Genomic DNA, 16,004 nt, shown 5'->3' on the forward strand with positions numbered 1-16,004 from the left:
ATGACAATCAAGACCCATCAGTTGATACAAAAGACCCTGATGAGCCGAAGAAAGAAGGTCAAGTAGATGAAAATCAAAAAGATGAAGCAAGTAAAGAAGATGGTTTAAAAGCTGAAGATACTCCAAAAGTAGATGAAACTCCAAAAGTAGATGAAGGTTCAAAAACTGAAGATAAAAAAGAAGAAGTTAAAGAGCCAGAATCAAGCAAAGAAGATACAAATAAAGAAGATGCAAATAAAGGTGAAGAAGATAGCAAAAAAGATGAAGCTACTAAACCAATCAAACCTGATGTAAGCACACCAGCTGTCCCAGAGAAATCTCCTGAAGAAGTTAAAAAAGAGCAACTAATCAAACAAACAGAAGAAATAGTAAAAAATCTAGGTAATCTAGGAAATATGGCAAAAGATAAAGTAAATGAACTTGTAACTATCCTAGTAGATAGCGGAGTTAGTGATTTAGCTACATTTAATGCAAATAAATTAGACGCTACTACAAAAGCAAAAGTTCAAACAGCAGCAAATGCAATAGCAACAAAAGTAATTGATAATGAAAAATCAAATATCACAAGCAATGCTCTAGGTGCGTTTAATGTGCAAATTAATAATATGAACAAGCGTTTAGGTGAGATTAGGGGATTAAATTCTGATATTGGAACTTGGTTTAGAGCTTATGGCGGAAGATTTAGCGATAGTAGCAATCATATTAATTTCTACTCAACTCAATTTGGTGCTGATAAGATGAGTAATTTAAGTGATGCTGATGTGATAACTGGTGCGATGATAGGATTTGATAAAGTTAATGCTGATACTAAGGCAAATGGCTTTAATATTGGTGTATATGGAAGTTATATCCATAATAATGGTTTATTTGTTGATAGCGTTTTAAAATATGCAAATACAAGCTTTAAAAAGACTGGCGTAGAGTTTAAAAAACAAAACTCTGTATTATTAAGCGTTGAAGGTGGATATAGAGCTAAGATTAATGAAAAAGCTTATGTAGAGCCAAGTTTAGAAATAATCACTGGTCGTGTAGGTAAATATGAAGCTAAGAGCAAGGCTAATACAATAAGTGTTAAATCATTTACGCCAATTATGATTAAGCCACAAGTTTATACAGGTATAGAGCATAAAGACTTTGTATTTAGAGCTGGAGTTGGTGCTGTAGTTAATGCGAAAAAACAAGAAGCTGATATAGTAATCAACAATATCGTAAATGGAATTGATGCTAAAGCTAAAACTAAGTTAAATAGCAATAATCACGGATTTGCAAGTGTAGGTGGTAGCTATAAAGTAAATGATAATCTAAGAATTAATTTAGGCGTAGAAAAGAGCTTCGGAAGTAAGTTCAAAAAAGACTATGAAGTAAATGCAGTTATTAGATATACATTCTAATTTGTTTAAAGCTTAAGGTATTTAAACCTTAGGCTTTAAAATTTAGATGGTTTTGTTTGATAAAGAAGATAAAGAGCTTTTGAGTATGATTGTAATAGCAATGGTTGATGAATTGCCAAATCCTAAAAAGAAGCTTAAAAATAGTAAAGATTGTATTAGTAATTAAAATATTTATAAAAATTCTTAATTTTTAAATTCTCATAGCTATTTTGATTGAAATCTTGTGAAAAGTATTTAATATATTTATAATATATCAAGATAACTTGATATTTAGAATACTATAATAAATTTTCAAAATTATTTTATTTTGAAAAAGGATTTTTATGGAATTTACAAGTGAGAAATTATTAGAAACTTTTTATGAGTTTTTGTTTTTAACTGCTGAAATAAGCTTTTTATTTATTTTTATCAATATGATTATGTTTTATATTAATTCAAGATATAGCTTTAATAAATATTTAAAGAATAATGTTTTTTCATATTTTATAGCAATATTTTTAGGCTCAATTACTACTTTTTGTTCTTGTTCAACTATACCTGTTTTTAATTCTTTAATTAAAAATAATATTAATCACGGAGTAGCTAGTGCTTTTTTACTAACTTCGCCATTAATTAATCCTATGCTAATTACTATGCTACTTAGTACATTTGGTTTTAGCATAACTTTTTATTACATTATTTATATAGTTATATTTGTATTTATTATAAGCTATTTAATAGGTTTAATACCTGCAAGATTGCTATTAAAAGATATTGTAACTAAAGAATTTCAATTTAATCAAAATACCAAGCTTAATTTGTATGAATGTTTATACAAGTCTTTAAAATCATATAAGGATATCTTTTATTATGTATTATTTGGTATGTTAATAGGTGCTTTTTTGCATAATTTTATGCCTGTTGAATTTATTAAAGATTATTTATCTAGTTTTGGAATTTATGGTATATTTTTGGCTAGTTTTGTTGGTTTGTTGCTTTATATACAAACTTGCTTGATTATTCCATTGGGAGTAACTTTAATAAATGTTGGGTTTCCTATCGGTATATTTTTTAGTTTTTTAATAGCTGGTGGGGGTTGTTCTTTACCTGAATTAATTTTACTTAGGTCAATGTTTAAAATTCGTATGATGATAATATTTATACTTAGTATTTTATCAATGGCAAATATTTTTGGAATTTTACTTTATTTATTTTATTAAGGATTAAAATGAAGAATTTATTAAATTATACAGCAGCTATAAATGATGAAACTAGGCTTAAAATATTAGCTTTTTTAGATATTCATAAAAAATGTTGCGTATGTGAGATATGTGAGAGTTTTATGATGCTTCAGTCTAGGATTTCAAGGCATTTAAAGATATTAAAAGATGCTGATTTATTAATAGCTAGTAGAGATGGGGCGTTTATTTATTATGAGATAAATTATGAAAATACTAAAGAGATTTTAGAGCTTTTAAAAAAGGCTAATTTTACTTTACCTGATTTAAAAACCCCAAAAGAATGTAATTCCTAGAAAATCTAGGAATTAAAATAAAAATCCAACAAAGCCATTAACAACAAGAGCATTTACAATATCTACTAAAAATCCACCCATAATAGGAACGATAATAAATGCTATTTTGCAAGGTCCGAAGTGATTTGTTACTGCTTGAAGATTTGCAATCGCGGTTGGAGTTGCACCCATACCAAAGCCACAATGTCCTGCTACAAGGCAAGCTGCTGCGTAGTTTTTGCCACAAATAACAAAGGTTACATATCTTACATAAATAATAATTGCTATTGTTTGAATTATTAATAAAACGCTGATTGGAACAGCTAATTTTATAAGTTCAACGATATTTAAAGTCATAATTGACATAGCAAGGAATAATGATAAAGCCACATTTCCTATCACACCTACTTCTCTATCAAATACTTTATGAATATTTAGTGAGCTAAAGCCATTTCTAATAATAATACCTGAAAATAAGCACCATACAAATGTCGGCATACTATCTAAGAATTTTAAAAAGCCAATTTCTTTATTGGTAGCTACATTTGCTGCTTGGCACGCATAATCAATTGCATTACCAATCACTAAAGCAAGAGCAATTAAACTTAAGCTTGTAATAAAACTATAACTTGTAATTAATCTTACTTTTTGCGGACTTGTAAATGCTTCATCACTTGATGTTTCGTTGTTTTCTACTTCATCGCTTTTTAGATTAAATTTTTTGATTAAATAATTCGCCATAGGACCACCAATAAGCCCACCAGAAATTAATCCATAAGTAGCACACGCCATTGCTATATCAGTTGCTTGTGCGAAATTATAAGGTGCTTCTTGAAATGTAGCTCCCCAAGCAGCACCAGTTCCGTGTCCGCCACTAAGTGTAATTGAGCCACCAAGTAAGCCTATTAATGGATTTTCACCCATAGCACTCATTACTCCAACACCAATTGCGTTTTGAACCACTAATAAGACGAAAACAGCAATTGAAAAAGTAATTAGTAATTTCCCGCCCTTTTTGATACTATCAAAATCAGCACTAAGCCCAACCGTTGCATAAAATGCTAACAAAAGTGGGGTTTTTATATCTTCTGCGAATTTGATTGTAAAATTTGCATAATAACTAGATAAGAATAAAATAAATGCTACTATGATACCACCAGTTACAGGCTCTGGAATATCGTAATTTCTTAAAAAGCTAGAATATTTAGTAATTATTCTACCCAAAATTAAGACAAGCATAATACAAATAAATGTGCTATAAAAATTAAGTTCAAGCACACTAGTGCCATTATCATTGCTAAGCAAAGTTGCAATACCGAGATTGATTTTTTCCATTAAAACTCCTTTTATTAAATCGCTTTATTTTGTCTTAAAATATTTAATTTGTTACAAATATAAGCAATTAATTTTGTTTTTTTAAAAAAGTGAGTAATTTTGTAATAATTTTGAGATTTTATTTAATAAAGTTTTGATTGATATATAAAGAGGAGCTACCTAAAAGGTAGCTTAGAAATTATTTGCTTTCAGCGTCTTTTTTTTCTGCTTCTGGCTCAACTGCAACTGCTTGTGCGTTTGCATCAGCATTTTCTACTGATTGAGTTTGTTCTACTGGTTGAACTTTTGTAGCGTCTGTATTTTCTTCTGCGAATAAACCTGCACTAAATGCACCTAAGATAGCTGTTAAAACTAATAACTTTTTCATTTTTTCTTCCTTTTTAATTAAAATGCGCCGGCATTCTACTCCTACAATCTTAAACTTTACTTAAAAAAAATAAATTTTGAAAAAATATTCTGAAATTCCTAATATATAGTCAAATTAGCGATTTTAAATTAGCAAAATATTTATAAAATTATTAAATATATTTATATAATTTAAATTAAATAATTATAGATTTTAAAATAGGAATTTAGTTCCTATTTTATTGATTTTGTTTTTGCATTATCTGTGTTTAGTAAAGAACTAATTCTTACTCCATTAAGATAAATTATCCAAGAAAAATAAAGCCATATAAAGAAAAATAAAACAGCAGAAAAACTACCATAAATGCTAGCATATACTTTATTTAATGATATATAAAATACAAAAAGACTTTTAAAAATGCTCCAAACCAAAGCTACTAAAAAGCTTACTAGAGCTATGATTTTAGGATTTAAATGTTTATTAATTGATATATGAAAACATACAAAAAACAAAGCCCAAATGATTAAAAAAGGTAAAATTCCTAAGAAATTAAACTTAAGTCCTATTGCATCTATATATTTTTGAATTTTATAACTTAAATAAAAGCTAGTTAATAAGCCTAAAGGCGCTAGAGTAATTAGCGACCAATATGTGCTAAGTGATGAAAAAAAGCCCTTTTTAGGAGTATTGCTAATGTGTGAGATGGTATTTTCATAAGCATTAAAAAACATAAATAAAGCAAAAACCATAGCGATAATTCCTGCTACATCAAGTTTTGTGCTATTTTGTAAAAATTGCTCTATGTAATTTACAGAATTTGCTTCTTGGTTTGGCAAAATTAAGCTAAATATAAAATTATTTAATTGGCTGCTTTGTTCTTTAAAACTTGGCATATGAGCGAATACAAAAAAACTTAAAGATAAAATCGGAATAATATTTAAAACACTATAAAAAGAAAGCGAGCTAGCGTGTTGTAAAATACCTTTATCACTTACATTAATAATTGTTTTTAAAATGTGTAAAATCTTTTTCATAAAAATCCTAGATAAATAAAAAATATTAAGTTCAAACTTATAACAAAAATTGCTAAATACCTATGAAAAATTGATAAAAAACTAAGTATTAAATAAATGAAAAAATATTTAAATTCCAATTTAAAATTAATTGCAAACATTTTAAAATCTAAAAATATTAATAAGTATTTATCTAATAAATCTCCTAAATTAATAATATGTAAAAACAAAACTAAAGGATAAAAAATCACAAAAATAGGAGTTAAAATAATCCCTAATAATTGTTGAAAACTAAGCAATGGAAAAAAGTATAAAACAGGTGCAACCATTGCAAAAAAGGTGCTAAGTTCAAGGCAGATTAGTTTTGTAAGTGAATTAGCATTAAAATGATAAATAAATAAAAATATATAAAAGACCCCAAGGCAAGAGAAGAAAAACCCTACATTAAATAAAAAACTAGGATTAATAGCAATGCAAATAAAAAATGCTAAAAATAAATGTGAAAAACTAAGAATTTTAATTGCTCTAATTATAAAATAAAATCCCAAAATAGCCATTATAAATGAGCGAAAATAGCTTGCAACTAGACCAATTTCATAAAAATATAAGGCTAGGATTATGAAAATAATTATTCCTAAATCAAAATGAATTGACCTATATGGAAAAAATCTTTTTTGAAAATATTTATAAATAATTGAAAATATAAAGAAAAATATGGAATAAATAAGCCCTAAATGATAGCCTGATATTGCTAGTAAATGTGCAATTCCATAGTAATTTACGCTATCTCTTAAATCCTTGCTAATGCTTTTTGCAAAAAATAAAGCTCCAAAAAATTGCTTCATAGTTAAATTCTCGTGCTGATTTATAAAATAACTTACAAAAGCGTTTTCTTTAATCTCATCTAATTCTTCTAAAGCATAGCTTGGTAAATAAAATCTAGCTTGTAAGTATTCATAAAAATTAAGCTTATTTTTAGCTGCGAATTTTAAGCTGATTTGATTGGATTTAATTTCTTTTTTAGTAGTTGTGTATATTAAAACATCTTTATATGCAAGTGCTAGAACATAATAACTTTTATTATTTTTAGTTTTTGAATAATTATTGCTTATTTTTAACTCATAACTATCTTGTTCTAAAAACTCGCAAAAATCTAAGAATTTCAAGTGCACTTGCAAACAAAATATAGCAATTAAAACAATAAATATTATAAAATAATGTTTTTTATTGATTATTAGAGTTCTTTTGCTCTTTATATTCATCACATAAATCGTTTAAAAAACAATTATTACAATCAGGTTTTTTAGCCTTGCAAATATATCTTCCAAACAAAACCATTCCTTTATGCAATTTATCAAGGTCGGTTTTAAATAGTTTTGTAAGCTCTTTAGCACAATCATTAGGAGTTTTTGCATTTGATATTTTTAATCTTTTGCTAACTCTAAAAATATGAGTATCTACAGCCATTACATTTGCACCCAAACTCTCGCATAAAACCACATTAGCAGTCTTTTCTCCAACCCCTGCAAGATTTATTAAATCATCAAATCTCATAGGTATAATTCCTGAATGAAATTCCACAACACTTTTTGCCATTTTGATAAGATTAATTGCTTTATTTTGATAAAAATTACAACTTTTAATTAATTCTTTTATATTCATTAAATTTGCATTTGCTAAAGAATTTATATCAGGATAGTTTGCAAATAAACTTGGTGTTATTAGATTAACTCTACTATCAAGGCATTGAGCTGATAGCATAACACAAACTAAAAGTTCATAATCATTATTAAAAATTAATTCACTTTTTGCGTTTTTATAATTATTTAAAAATCTATTTTTAATTTCTTTTTCTCTTCTTCTCATAATTACTATCTTACTATTTTTTTACACAATATTTGTAAAATGATATATCAAATCAATTGAAAAAGGAAGATATTATGAAAAAAATTTCATTAGTTCTAGCAGGACTTTTATGTGGTGTAAGCTTAAATGCAGCTGTGGTTGCAACTTATAAAGGTGGAGAAATTACAAGCGATGATTTAGCACCTTATTTAGCTCAATTTCAAATAAGCGATGTAAGTGCGCTTCCAAAAGAAGTTAAAGATGGTTTAATAAGAGATGTATTATCAAAAAGACTTTTTGCTAAAGAAGCTGAAAAGATGAAATTAGATAAAGATGCGAAATTTCAATCAGCTTTAAATAGTGCAAAAGAATTATTACTTGCTCAACAATATTTATTGAAAAAATTTGAAGGTATCAAGGTAAGTGATGCTGAAATTAAAAAATATTATGATGAACATTTAAATGATTTTAAAGTTCCTGAAGCTGTAAAAACTAAACATATTTTAGTTGCTAGCGAAGCTGATGCTAAAGAAATATTAAAACAATTAAAAGGTCTTAAAGGAGATAAATTAGTAGCTAAATTTAGCGAACTTGCTAAATCAAAATCACTTGATAAAGGTTCAGGAGCAATGGGTGGCGATTTACCTTATATGAGTGCAAATGAATTAGTTCCTGAGTTTTTCAATGCAGCTAAAAAACTTAAAAAAGATGAAGTGTCAGAACCTGTAAAATCTCAATTTGGTTTTCATGTAATCTTAGGAGAAGATTTTAGAGCTAGCAGACAAGGAAGCTTACAAGAAGCAACTCCATTTATTGAAAATGGTTTAAAAAATGAAAAACATAAAGAATTAATTAAAAACGAAGTTGAGAATTTAATTAAAAATTCAGGCTTACAAGTTAAATAAGGATTTATAATGGGTGTTTTAGAATTAGTAAAACCAGGTGTTATTTATGGTAAAGATTTAGAGCGTGTTTATGCTTACGCAAAAGAAAATAAATTTGCAATTCCAGCAGTAAATGTTGTAGGAACAAATTCTATAAACGCCGCATTAAAAGCTGCTCGTGAAGCAAATTCGCCTATTATTATTCAATTTAGTAATGGCGGAGCTAGTTTTTTTGCAGGAAAAGATTGTCCTAATTCAGCAGTAATTGGAGCAATTGCAGGTGCAAAGTATGTGCATGAAGTAGCAGCTGCTTATGGGGTAGTTGCTATTTTACATACTGATCACGCAGCAAAAAAACTTTTACCTTGGATAGATGATTTAATTAAGGCAAATGAAGAATTTTATGCAATTCATAAAAAACCTTTATTTAGTTCTCATATGCTTGATTTAAGCGAAGAAAGTTTAAACGAAAATATTGAAATTTCTTGCGAATATTTTAAGAAATTTAACGCATTAGAAATCGGTATAGAAATTGAATTAGGTTGCACTGGTGGAGAAGAAGATGGAGTTGATAATACAAATATTGACAATGCTAAATTATACACTCAACCAAGCGATGTAGCACTAGCTCATAAAGAATTAAGCAAAATTGGGACAAATTATACAATCGCAGCAAGTTTTGGTAATGTTCATGGGGTTTATAAACCAGGAAATGTAAGACTTGAGCCAGTAATTTTGCATAATTGTCAAGAATATTTACAAAAGGGTGCAAAACCACTTAATTTTGTATTCCACGGCGGAAGTGGTAGTGAAGCAGAAAAAATCACTGAAGCAATCAATTACGGCGTAATTAAAATGAATATAGATACTGATACTCAATGGGCATTTTGGGATGGTGTTCGTGAATATGAAGTAAAAAATCACGGATATTTACAAGGACAAATCGGAAATCCTGAAGGCGATGATAAGCCTAATAAGAAATATTATGACCCAAGAATGTGGTTAGTTGCTGGAGAAAAATCTATGCAAAAACGCCTTTTACAAGCGTTTAGCGAGTTAAATTGTATGAATAGGAATTAATCTTGCAAACAATAATTGTTAAAAAGAAGAAAAGTGTATTTTCTTCTTTTTTATTTTTAATCTTTTTACCCTTATTAGTCTTCGTGTTAGCGATTTTAGCTTATTTAAATATTATAAAACTTATTATGCCATTACATACTATTATAATGTGTGCTGTGCTTTTAGTATTTGTTATGTTTTTTGCACCGCAAAATGAATATTGTGTATATGCAAAAATTAAAAAGAATTCGTCAATTTTTGAAAATGATTTAAAAGATTTTATTAAAGATAATTCTTTAAGAATTGATGAAATTAGTAAGGCTAATGTGAGTTTTGATGAATTTTTTGATAATTATTTACATAAGCTAAAGCCACTTTCATTTGGATATATTGCTAGTGCTGTTTTTCCAATGATTGGAATTTTAGGAACTTTTATAAGTATTGCAATATCTATGCCTGATTTTAAAGTAGGTAGTTCAGCTGCGCTTGAAGGAGAAATTAGCTTATTGCTTAGTGGAATTTCAACTGCTTTTTATGTTTCAATTTACGGGATTTTTCTTACTATTTGGTGGATGTTTTATTCAAGACTTGGTATTGCTAAAATTAATAATTTTAAAGAAAATTATAGAATTAATAGTAAAAAATATTTTTGGAGTAAAGAAGAATTAGAAAGAATTTCTCTTAGAAAAAATAGTGAGTTATTTTCTAATACAAATTTATTATTATCAAAGCTTTATGATAATGAGTTTTTTAATGAAATATCAAAACTCCATCAAGATAAATTTACAGGTTTTAAAGAATTATTTAAATCTTATGAAAAAATTGCGATAGTTCATACAAATTTAGCTCAAAAATCTTTAGAATTAAGCAATAAAAATACTAAGCAAATGCAAGAAAAGATAGATGAATTTTCATTAAGAATTGAAAATAGCTTGAAAGAATTTGCTAAATTAAAAGAAGATTTAGAAGCTAAATTATTAGATTTTAAAAATATTTATGAAGATGAAAAACACGAATTTAGAATAGTTGATGAATTAAAAGCTGATATTGAAAACCTTAGTAAAGAAGCAAATCAGGTATTAAATAAAATAAATAATGCGTAATAAAGATAATAATAATTTTTGGATAGTTTATGCTGATTTGATGGCTGGATTGTTGTTTGTATTTATTTTAGTTCTTAGTGCTATTGTTTTAAAATATATTTTTACACAAAATGAGCTAAAAAATGAACAAAAACATTTAGATGAATCAAAAGCTTTAATAATTAGCAAAGATGAGCTTTTGAGCTCGTTAAATGAAGAGCTTGAAAAACTCAATATTTCATTAAACGATGAGTTAAATAAAAATAAAGATGCAAATGATTATATTAAAAAATTGCTTCTTAATTTAGATGAAAATGCAAAAAATAAGGAAGAATTATTAAGCAATATTGACAAAAAAGACGCACAGATTTTAATGCTACTTAAAAATCTTGAAGATACTGAAATAAAAATAAAAAATAAAGATGATAAAATAGACGAATTAGCAAAGCAATTGAGTGGGTTTAAGGTTGAATACGAAAAGCTTAAAAATAATAAAACAAAATTAATTCAAGCTTTACAAAATAAGTTATCAAATGATATTTTAATCAATCTTAATTCAGGCAGTATTAGCTTAAATGCTAGTATTTTGTTTGATAGTGCGGAGTATTTGATTAAAGATAGTGCAAAAGAAGAGCTTAAAAAAACTTTAATTAAGTATTTTGATGCCTTGCTTAGCTCACCTGAAATTCTAGCTAATATTGATAGTATAGTGATTGAAGGACATACTGATAGTGTTGGTGGATTTACTTATAATCTTGAGTTATCTCAAAAAAGAGCTTTGGAGATTATGAAATTTATTAATTCGTTTTATAATGATAAAAGATTAGAAAAACTACTTGTAGCAGTTGGCAAAAGCTATAATGATTTAAAATTTAAAGATGGCGTTGAAGATAAACAAGCAAGCAGAAGAATAGAAATAAAATTACAATTTTCAAATGAACAAGCAATCAAGGAATTTGAAAGTGTAATTTCAAAGGATTTAAGTGAAAATAGCAATAATTAGACTTAGTGCAATGGGCGATATTTTTCATATGCTATGGCATATTAATTATATAAGAGCTGCATATCCTAAAGCTAGGATTGATTTTTTTGTAGATTCTAGGTTTTATTTTTTATTTGATGGACTTATTTGGTTTGATAATATTTATTCGTTACCACTCAAAAAACACCCAATAAAAGCATTAAAAGAGATAAAACATTTAAAAAAATTATATGATATTAGTATTGATTATCAAGGAAGAATAAAATCAGGTTTTTTAGCAAATTATTTGAGCGCAAATTCTTATGGATATTCTAAAAATGGTTTAAGAGAAAAGTTAGCTTATTATTTTTATAAAAACCATTGCAATTGTGATTATTTAGAAAATGTGTATAAAAGAAGCCTTGAATTAACTCGCTTTGCTTTAAAAGAATTTAACAATGATGAGTTAGTAACTAGCGATGTATTAATTTATGATGAGATAAAAACTCAAAATATTATGAATAAAATAAAGCCTTTAGTAGAAGATGAATTTATATTATTACATAATGGCTCAAGCAAGATAAATAAAATGCTTCCTTTAGAAAAATTGATTGATATTTGTAAAAATTGTGATTATAAAATATTGCTTAGTTGGGGTTCTCAAATAGAACTTGATAGAGCAAATGAGATTGCAAAAGAATGTAAAAATGCTAAAGTCTTGCCTAAAATTTCATTAAATGAATTAGTATTTTTAAGCAAATTAGCAAAATTAATTATAGGAAATGATAGCGGGACTACTCATATTGCTGTGGTTTTAAATCGTCCTAATATAACTTTTTTAAACGAATGTGATAAAAAACCTGCAAAAAGATTAATAAGTCCATCTAATTTACAACATTATTTTTATAAATTTAGCGATGTAAATAAAGAAAAAGTTTTAGATATTATTAATAAGGTTTTTAGCAAATGAGAGATTATTTATATATTTTTATTTTTTATTTTTTTAATTTTTTACTAAAATTAATTCCCAATAAGATTTTAAAATTCTTTGCTAATTTAATCGGTAGCCTAGCATTTAGAATTAATAAAAAACATAAAAATATAATCTTAAAAAACTTAGAGCATTTTTGCAAACTCACACAAGCTCCAAAAAGTATAGAAATTACCAAACAAGTTTATAAAAAATTTGCCTTTTATATATTATCAATGGTAAAAAATCAAAATATAAGCCAAGAAAAATTATTAAAACAAATTAAATTATTTAAAAACGAAGAATATTTACAAGATTTATTAAGTGCTAATGCAAAAATAGTTTTTACAACAGCACATTATGGATATTGGGAGATTTTGCCATCTGCTGTTGCTATTAAGTATAATTGTAAAATTAATATAATTGGAAGAGCTTTAGAGAGTGCAAAAATTAATGCCATACTTACTAAATATAGAGAAAATTTCGGAGTAAAACTAATAGAAAAAACAAATGCTTTAAGACCTATGATTAAGGCTTTAAACAATAATGAATTAGTAGGAATTGTAAGCGATCAAGACGCACATATTAAAGAAAGTAGCGAGTTTATTTTATATGGTAGAAAAGTTACTCAAAGCAATGCAGCAAGTCTTATAGCTAAAAGGTGTGATGCTTATTTATTGCCTGTTTATATTTATGAAATTAGCGATGGTTATTGTATAGAGTTTTTTAAGCCATTAAAGGCTAGTGAAAAAACAATAGAAGAACTTAGCTTTTATCAATTAGAATGCACGAAAAAAATGTGGGAAAAAAATCCTAGCGAGTATTTTTGGTTTCACAAAAGATTTAAGACATTTTATGAGGATGAGTATTGAAAATTTTTATATATTTACCTAATTGGCTAGGCGATGCTATTATGGCTGCTGGTGCTATTAATGCTTTAATTAAAAAATATCCTAATGCAAAAATTACTTTTTATGGAAGTTTTGTAGCTTGTGAGCTTTATAAGGATTTAGGTGAAGTTGTAGTAGAGATAAAAAAACAAAGATTAAAGCAAATTAAGGCTTTAAAAGGAGAATTTGATTTAGGAATTTCATTTAAAGCAAGTTTGTCATCTAAGTTTTTGTTATTTATATTAAATGCTAAGAAAAAATTTTATTTTAAAGCAAACAAAAGTGATAATACTCATCAAGTTTTAAAATATTTTAATCTAATAAAGCCACTTGGATTAGACGAGCAATTAAACACAGCTTTACCTTTTAAAAAGCTTAAAACAAGAAAACTAATAGGAATAGCAGCTGGTGCTAATTATGGTGCTGCTAAATGCTATGAGCCTAGTTATTTTGCAAAAATTGCTAGCACTTTTAAAGAACATAAAATAATACTTTTTGGGACTAAAAATGAAGCTGGAATTTGTAATTTTATTGAAGATGAGCTTAAAAAATACGATATAAAAGCCATTAATTTGTGCGGCAGAACTAATATTAAAAGATTGGCTTTAGCAGTTTCTAGCCTTGATTATTTATTGGCAAATGATAGTGGAATTATGCATTTAGGTGCTAGTTTTAATATAAAAGTTCTAGCATTTTTCGGACCTACGAATACAAAACAAACATATCCTTTTTGTAATAATGGTAAGTTATTTTCATTGTTTTTGCCTTGTTCTCCTTGTGCTAAAAAAGTATGTCCTTTAAAGCACCACAATTGTATGAAACAAATGACACCTGAATTTGTATTAGAACAAATGAGATAAATCAAGTCTTTTTATTTCTTTAAAGAGTAAAATACTCCTAAAATTATTCAAAGGAGATTTTATGAAATTTAATGTAATTTATGAAGTAAAAGAATGGCAAGGCAATTCAAGTGGGTTAAAAATAACTCCAATTTATGATGATGAAGCAAACAAAGAAATCCAAATTATTTTACCAAAAGGTAAAATTATGCAAGAGCATAAAGCTCCAGGAGTGATTGTGGTTCAGGTTTTAAAAGGGGATATTGAGTTTATAATTGATAATAAAAGTATAAATCTAAAAGATTTGATGAGTATAAAAGTAGCTGCTAATATTAATCATAGTTTAATCGCTAATGAAGATAGTATAATTAGACTAAGTCTTGCAAAAAATGATAATTTTAGTAGGGTAAAAAGCGTTCAAATTGATTAATACTTTAGAGGTTTTTCAACCTCTAAATAATTAGCAAGAATATGTAGTTTTAAATTCGTATGCAGTTGGGCGTTGTTCTACTGGCCAAACTTGATTTTTAAACTTCATATGTTGATAATCTTGTATGCAAACATCAGTAAATGCAGGTTTTAAATAAGCATTATCACGGATTAAGCTCTCTAAAGCACCCCTTAGAGTATGTGGTAATTGCTCTATTCCTTTTTCTCTAATTTCATCAAGGCTTAATTTAAATAAATTCTCATCCATAGGTCCAGCTGCAGTAAGCTCATTTTTAATTCCATCAAGTCCTGCTAAAAGCATAGATGAAAATGCCAAATACACATTACTAGAACTATCAGGAAAACGCATTTCAACTCTAGCACTTTTTTCGTTAATTCCATAAGGCACTCTACAACTAGCTGAACGATTTTGACAAGAGTAAGTTAGAATTGATGGAGCTTCAAACCCTGGTATTAATCTTTTATAAGAATTAGTAGTTGGATTTGTAAATGCTGTTACACTTCTTGCGTGTCTTAAAACCCCACCTATATAATGAATTGCAGTCTTGCTAAGTCCTGCATAGCCACTTTTATCATAGAATAAGTTTTTACCATTTTTAAATAAGCTCATATGAACGTGCATTCCGCTACCATTATCAAGATGAAGTGGTTTTGGCATAAATGTAGCAGTTTTACCATTTAGATGAGCTACCATTTTTACTACATATTTATATATTTGAACATTATCAGCAGCTTCTACTAAAGTATTAAACTTAACCCCGATTTCTCCTTGACCTTGTGCGTTTTCGTGGTGATGAACAAAGCATTCAATACCAACACGCTCTAAAACTTGAACCATTTCAGCTCTTAAATCTTGCATACTATCAACAGGAGGAACTGGAGTATAACCACCTTTTCTTCTTGGGCGATGACCGGTGTTATAAGCGTCTTCATAATGCTTACCATCATTCCATTCACCTTCTTCTGTGTCTATTTGATACATAGCATAATTCATTGTATCTACGATTTTAATATCATCAAAGATGAAAAATTCATTTTCAGCACCAAAATACGCAGTATCAGCAATATCACTACTTTCTAGCATTTTAAGAGTTCTTTTTGCTATTGTTCTTGGGCATTTTTCATAAAAATCATTTTTATAAACATCAAAAATATCACAGATTACAATAACGGTATTGTCGCTTGTAAATGGGTCAATAAAAGTTGTTGTAACATCAGGGATTAATATCATATCACTTTTTTCAATTGGTTGCCATCCTTTATACGAGCTTGCATCAAAAGGAATTCCATTAGTAAGTGTATCTTTTGTTACACTTTTCATAGTGTATGTATGATGATTCCAAGTGCCATCAAGAGAAGTAAATCTAAAATCTACAAACTTTATTTCATTGCTTATGCAAAAATCAAAGAATTCGGTAACATTATTTACAAATTTAGCCATTTTTTT

General features: G+C 27.3%; 17 protein-coding genes. 11 read left to right on the forward strand and 6 right to left on the reverse strand.

The window, feature by feature from the left end:
- From AVBRAN12654_RS06060 to AVBRAN12654_RS06070, 3 genes are all read left to right on the forward strand, one after another.
- Positions 1-1,391 (forward strand): autotransporter outer membrane beta-barrel domain-containing protein (locus tag AVBRAN12654_RS06060; RefSeq protein WP_336614136.1); only part of this gene is annotated, 1,391 nt, incomplete at its 5' end.
- A gap of 323 nt (positions 1,392-1,714) precedes the next feature.
- Complete coding sequence (locus AVBRAN12654_RS06065) at positions 1,715-2,590, forward strand: permease (RefSeq protein ID WP_336614137.1); 876 nt, start codon at positions 1,715-1,717, stop codon at positions 2,588-2,590.
- Between the two features lie 8 nt (positions 2,591-2,598).
- Positions 2,599-2,904: an ArsR/SmtB family transcription factor gene (locus AVBRAN12654_RS06070; protein ID WP_336606786.1), complete on the forward strand. Its 306-nt coding sequence runs from the start codon at positions 2,599-2,601 to the stop codon at positions 2,902-2,904.
- Between the two features lie 12 nt (positions 2,905-2,916).
- Here AVBRAN12654_RS06070 and gltS read toward each other — a convergent pair whose 3' ends face one another.
- The 5 genes from gltS to nth form a co-directional block, all read right to left on the reverse strand.
- Entirely contained in the window at positions 2,917-4,218 is a 1,302-nt protein-coding gene (gene gltS, locus AVBRAN12654_RS06075; protein ID WP_336608432.1) for a sodium/glutamate symporter, read from the reverse strand.
- A 178-nt stretch (positions 4,219-4,396) separates the two neighbouring features.
- Positions 4,397-4,585 carry a hypothetical protein gene (locus tag AVBRAN12654_RS06080; protein WP_214115772.1) on the reverse strand — a complete coding sequence of 63 codons (189 nt, stop codon included), beginning with the start codon at positions 4,583-4,585 and terminating at the stop codon, positions 4,397-4,399.
- A 212-nt stretch (positions 4,586-4,797) separates the two neighbouring features.
- The gene (locus AVBRAN12654_RS06085) at positions 4,798-5,598 is read right to left on the reverse strand and encodes a YihY family inner membrane protein (RefSeq protein ID WP_214120121.1); all 801 of its coding nucleotides are present in this window, start codon (positions 5,596-5,598) and stop codon (positions 4,798-4,800) included.
- Complete coding sequence (locus AVBRAN12654_RS06090; protein WP_336614138.1) at positions 5,595-6,839, reverse strand: ComEC/Rec2 family competence protein; 1,245 nt, start codon at positions 6,837-6,839, stop codon at positions 5,595-5,597. Before AVBRAN12654_RS06090 ends, AVBRAN12654_RS06085 begins: the two co-directional genes overlap by 4 nt.
- Positions 6,802-7,443 carry an endonuclease III gene (nth, locus tag AVBRAN12654_RS06095; RefSeq protein ID WP_214115769.1) on the reverse strand — a complete coding sequence of 214 codons (642 nt, stop codon included), beginning with the start codon at positions 7,441-7,443 and terminating at the stop codon, positions 6,802-6,804. Before nth ends, AVBRAN12654_RS06090 begins: the two co-directional genes overlap by 38 nt.
- Before the next feature lie 74 nt (positions 7,444-7,517).
- On the opposite strand from nth, the gene AVBRAN12654_RS06100 reads away from it, so the two are divergent.
- The 8 genes from AVBRAN12654_RS06100 (at position 7,518) to AVBRAN12654_RS06135 (ending at position 14,537) form a co-directional block, all read left to right on the forward strand.
- The gene (locus AVBRAN12654_RS06100; protein ID WP_214120118.1) at positions 7,518-8,327 is read left to right on the forward strand and encodes a peptidylprolyl isomerase; all 810 of its coding nucleotides are present in this window, start codon (positions 7,518-7,520) and stop codon (positions 8,325-8,327) included.
- 9 nt (positions 8,328-8,336) lie between these two features.
- Positions 8,337-9,386 carry a class II fructose-bisphosphate aldolase gene (gene fbaA / locus AVBRAN12654_RS06105; protein ID WP_214115767.1) on the forward strand — a complete coding sequence of 350 codons (1,050 nt, stop codon included), beginning with the start codon at positions 8,337-8,339 and terminating at the stop codon, positions 9,384-9,386.
- A gap of 2 nt (positions 9,387-9,388) precedes the next feature.
- The gene (locus AVBRAN12654_RS06110) at positions 9,389-10,468 is read left to right on the forward strand and encodes a MotA/TolQ/ExbB proton channel family protein (RefSeq protein WP_336614139.1); all 1,080 of its coding nucleotides are present in this window, start codon (positions 9,389-9,391) and stop codon (positions 10,466-10,468) included.
- A complete protein-coding gene (locus tag AVBRAN12654_RS06115) occupies positions 10,461-11,450 on the forward strand; it encodes an OmpA family protein (protein ID WP_214115765.1) in 990 nt (329 codons plus the stop codon). The genes AVBRAN12654_RS06110 and AVBRAN12654_RS06115 overlap by 8 nt, the downstream gene beginning before the upstream one ends.
- Positions 11,431-12,378, forward strand: a complete 948-nt coding sequence (locus tag AVBRAN12654_RS06120; RefSeq protein ID WP_336614140.1) for a glycosyltransferase family 9 protein — start codon at positions 11,431-11,433, stop codon at positions 12,376-12,378. The genes AVBRAN12654_RS06115 and AVBRAN12654_RS06120 overlap by 20 nt, the downstream gene beginning before the upstream one ends.
- Positions 12,375-13,250 carry a lipid A biosynthesis lauroyl acyltransferase gene (locus tag AVBRAN12654_RS06125; RefSeq protein ID WP_214115763.1) on the forward strand — a complete coding sequence of 292 codons (876 nt, stop codon included), beginning with the start codon at positions 12,375-12,377 and terminating at the stop codon, positions 13,248-13,250. The genes AVBRAN12654_RS06120 and AVBRAN12654_RS06125 overlap by 4 nt, the downstream gene beginning before the upstream one ends.
- Positions 13,247-14,128 carry a glycosyltransferase family 9 protein gene (locus AVBRAN12654_RS06130; RefSeq protein ID WP_336614141.1) on the forward strand — a complete coding sequence of 294 codons (882 nt, stop codon included), beginning with the start codon at positions 13,247-13,249 and terminating at the stop codon, positions 14,126-14,128. The genes AVBRAN12654_RS06125 and AVBRAN12654_RS06130 overlap by 4 nt, the downstream gene beginning before the upstream one ends.
- A gap of 61 nt (positions 14,129-14,189) precedes the next feature.
- The gene (locus AVBRAN12654_RS06135) at positions 14,190-14,537 is read left to right on the forward strand and encodes a cupin domain-containing protein (protein WP_336614142.1); all 348 of its coding nucleotides are present in this window, start codon (positions 14,190-14,192) and stop codon (positions 14,535-14,537) included.
- A 30-nt stretch (positions 14,538-14,567) separates the two neighbouring features.
- Here the strand turns inward: AVBRAN12654_RS06135 and glnA are convergent, their stop codons facing one another.
- On the reverse strand, positions 14,568-15,998 hold the full coding sequence (gene glnA, locus AVBRAN12654_RS06140; RefSeq protein ID WP_214115760.1) for a type I glutamate--ammonia ligase: 1,431 nt from the start codon (positions 15,996-15,998) through the stop codon (positions 14,568-14,570).
- Between the last annotated feature and the right edge of the window lie 6 nt (positions 15,999-16,004).

This window comes from Campylobacter sp. RM12654 (genome assembly GCF_020137585.1).
Lineage (GTDB): Bacteria > Campylobacterota > Campylobacteria > Campylobacterales > Campylobacteraceae > Campylobacter_E.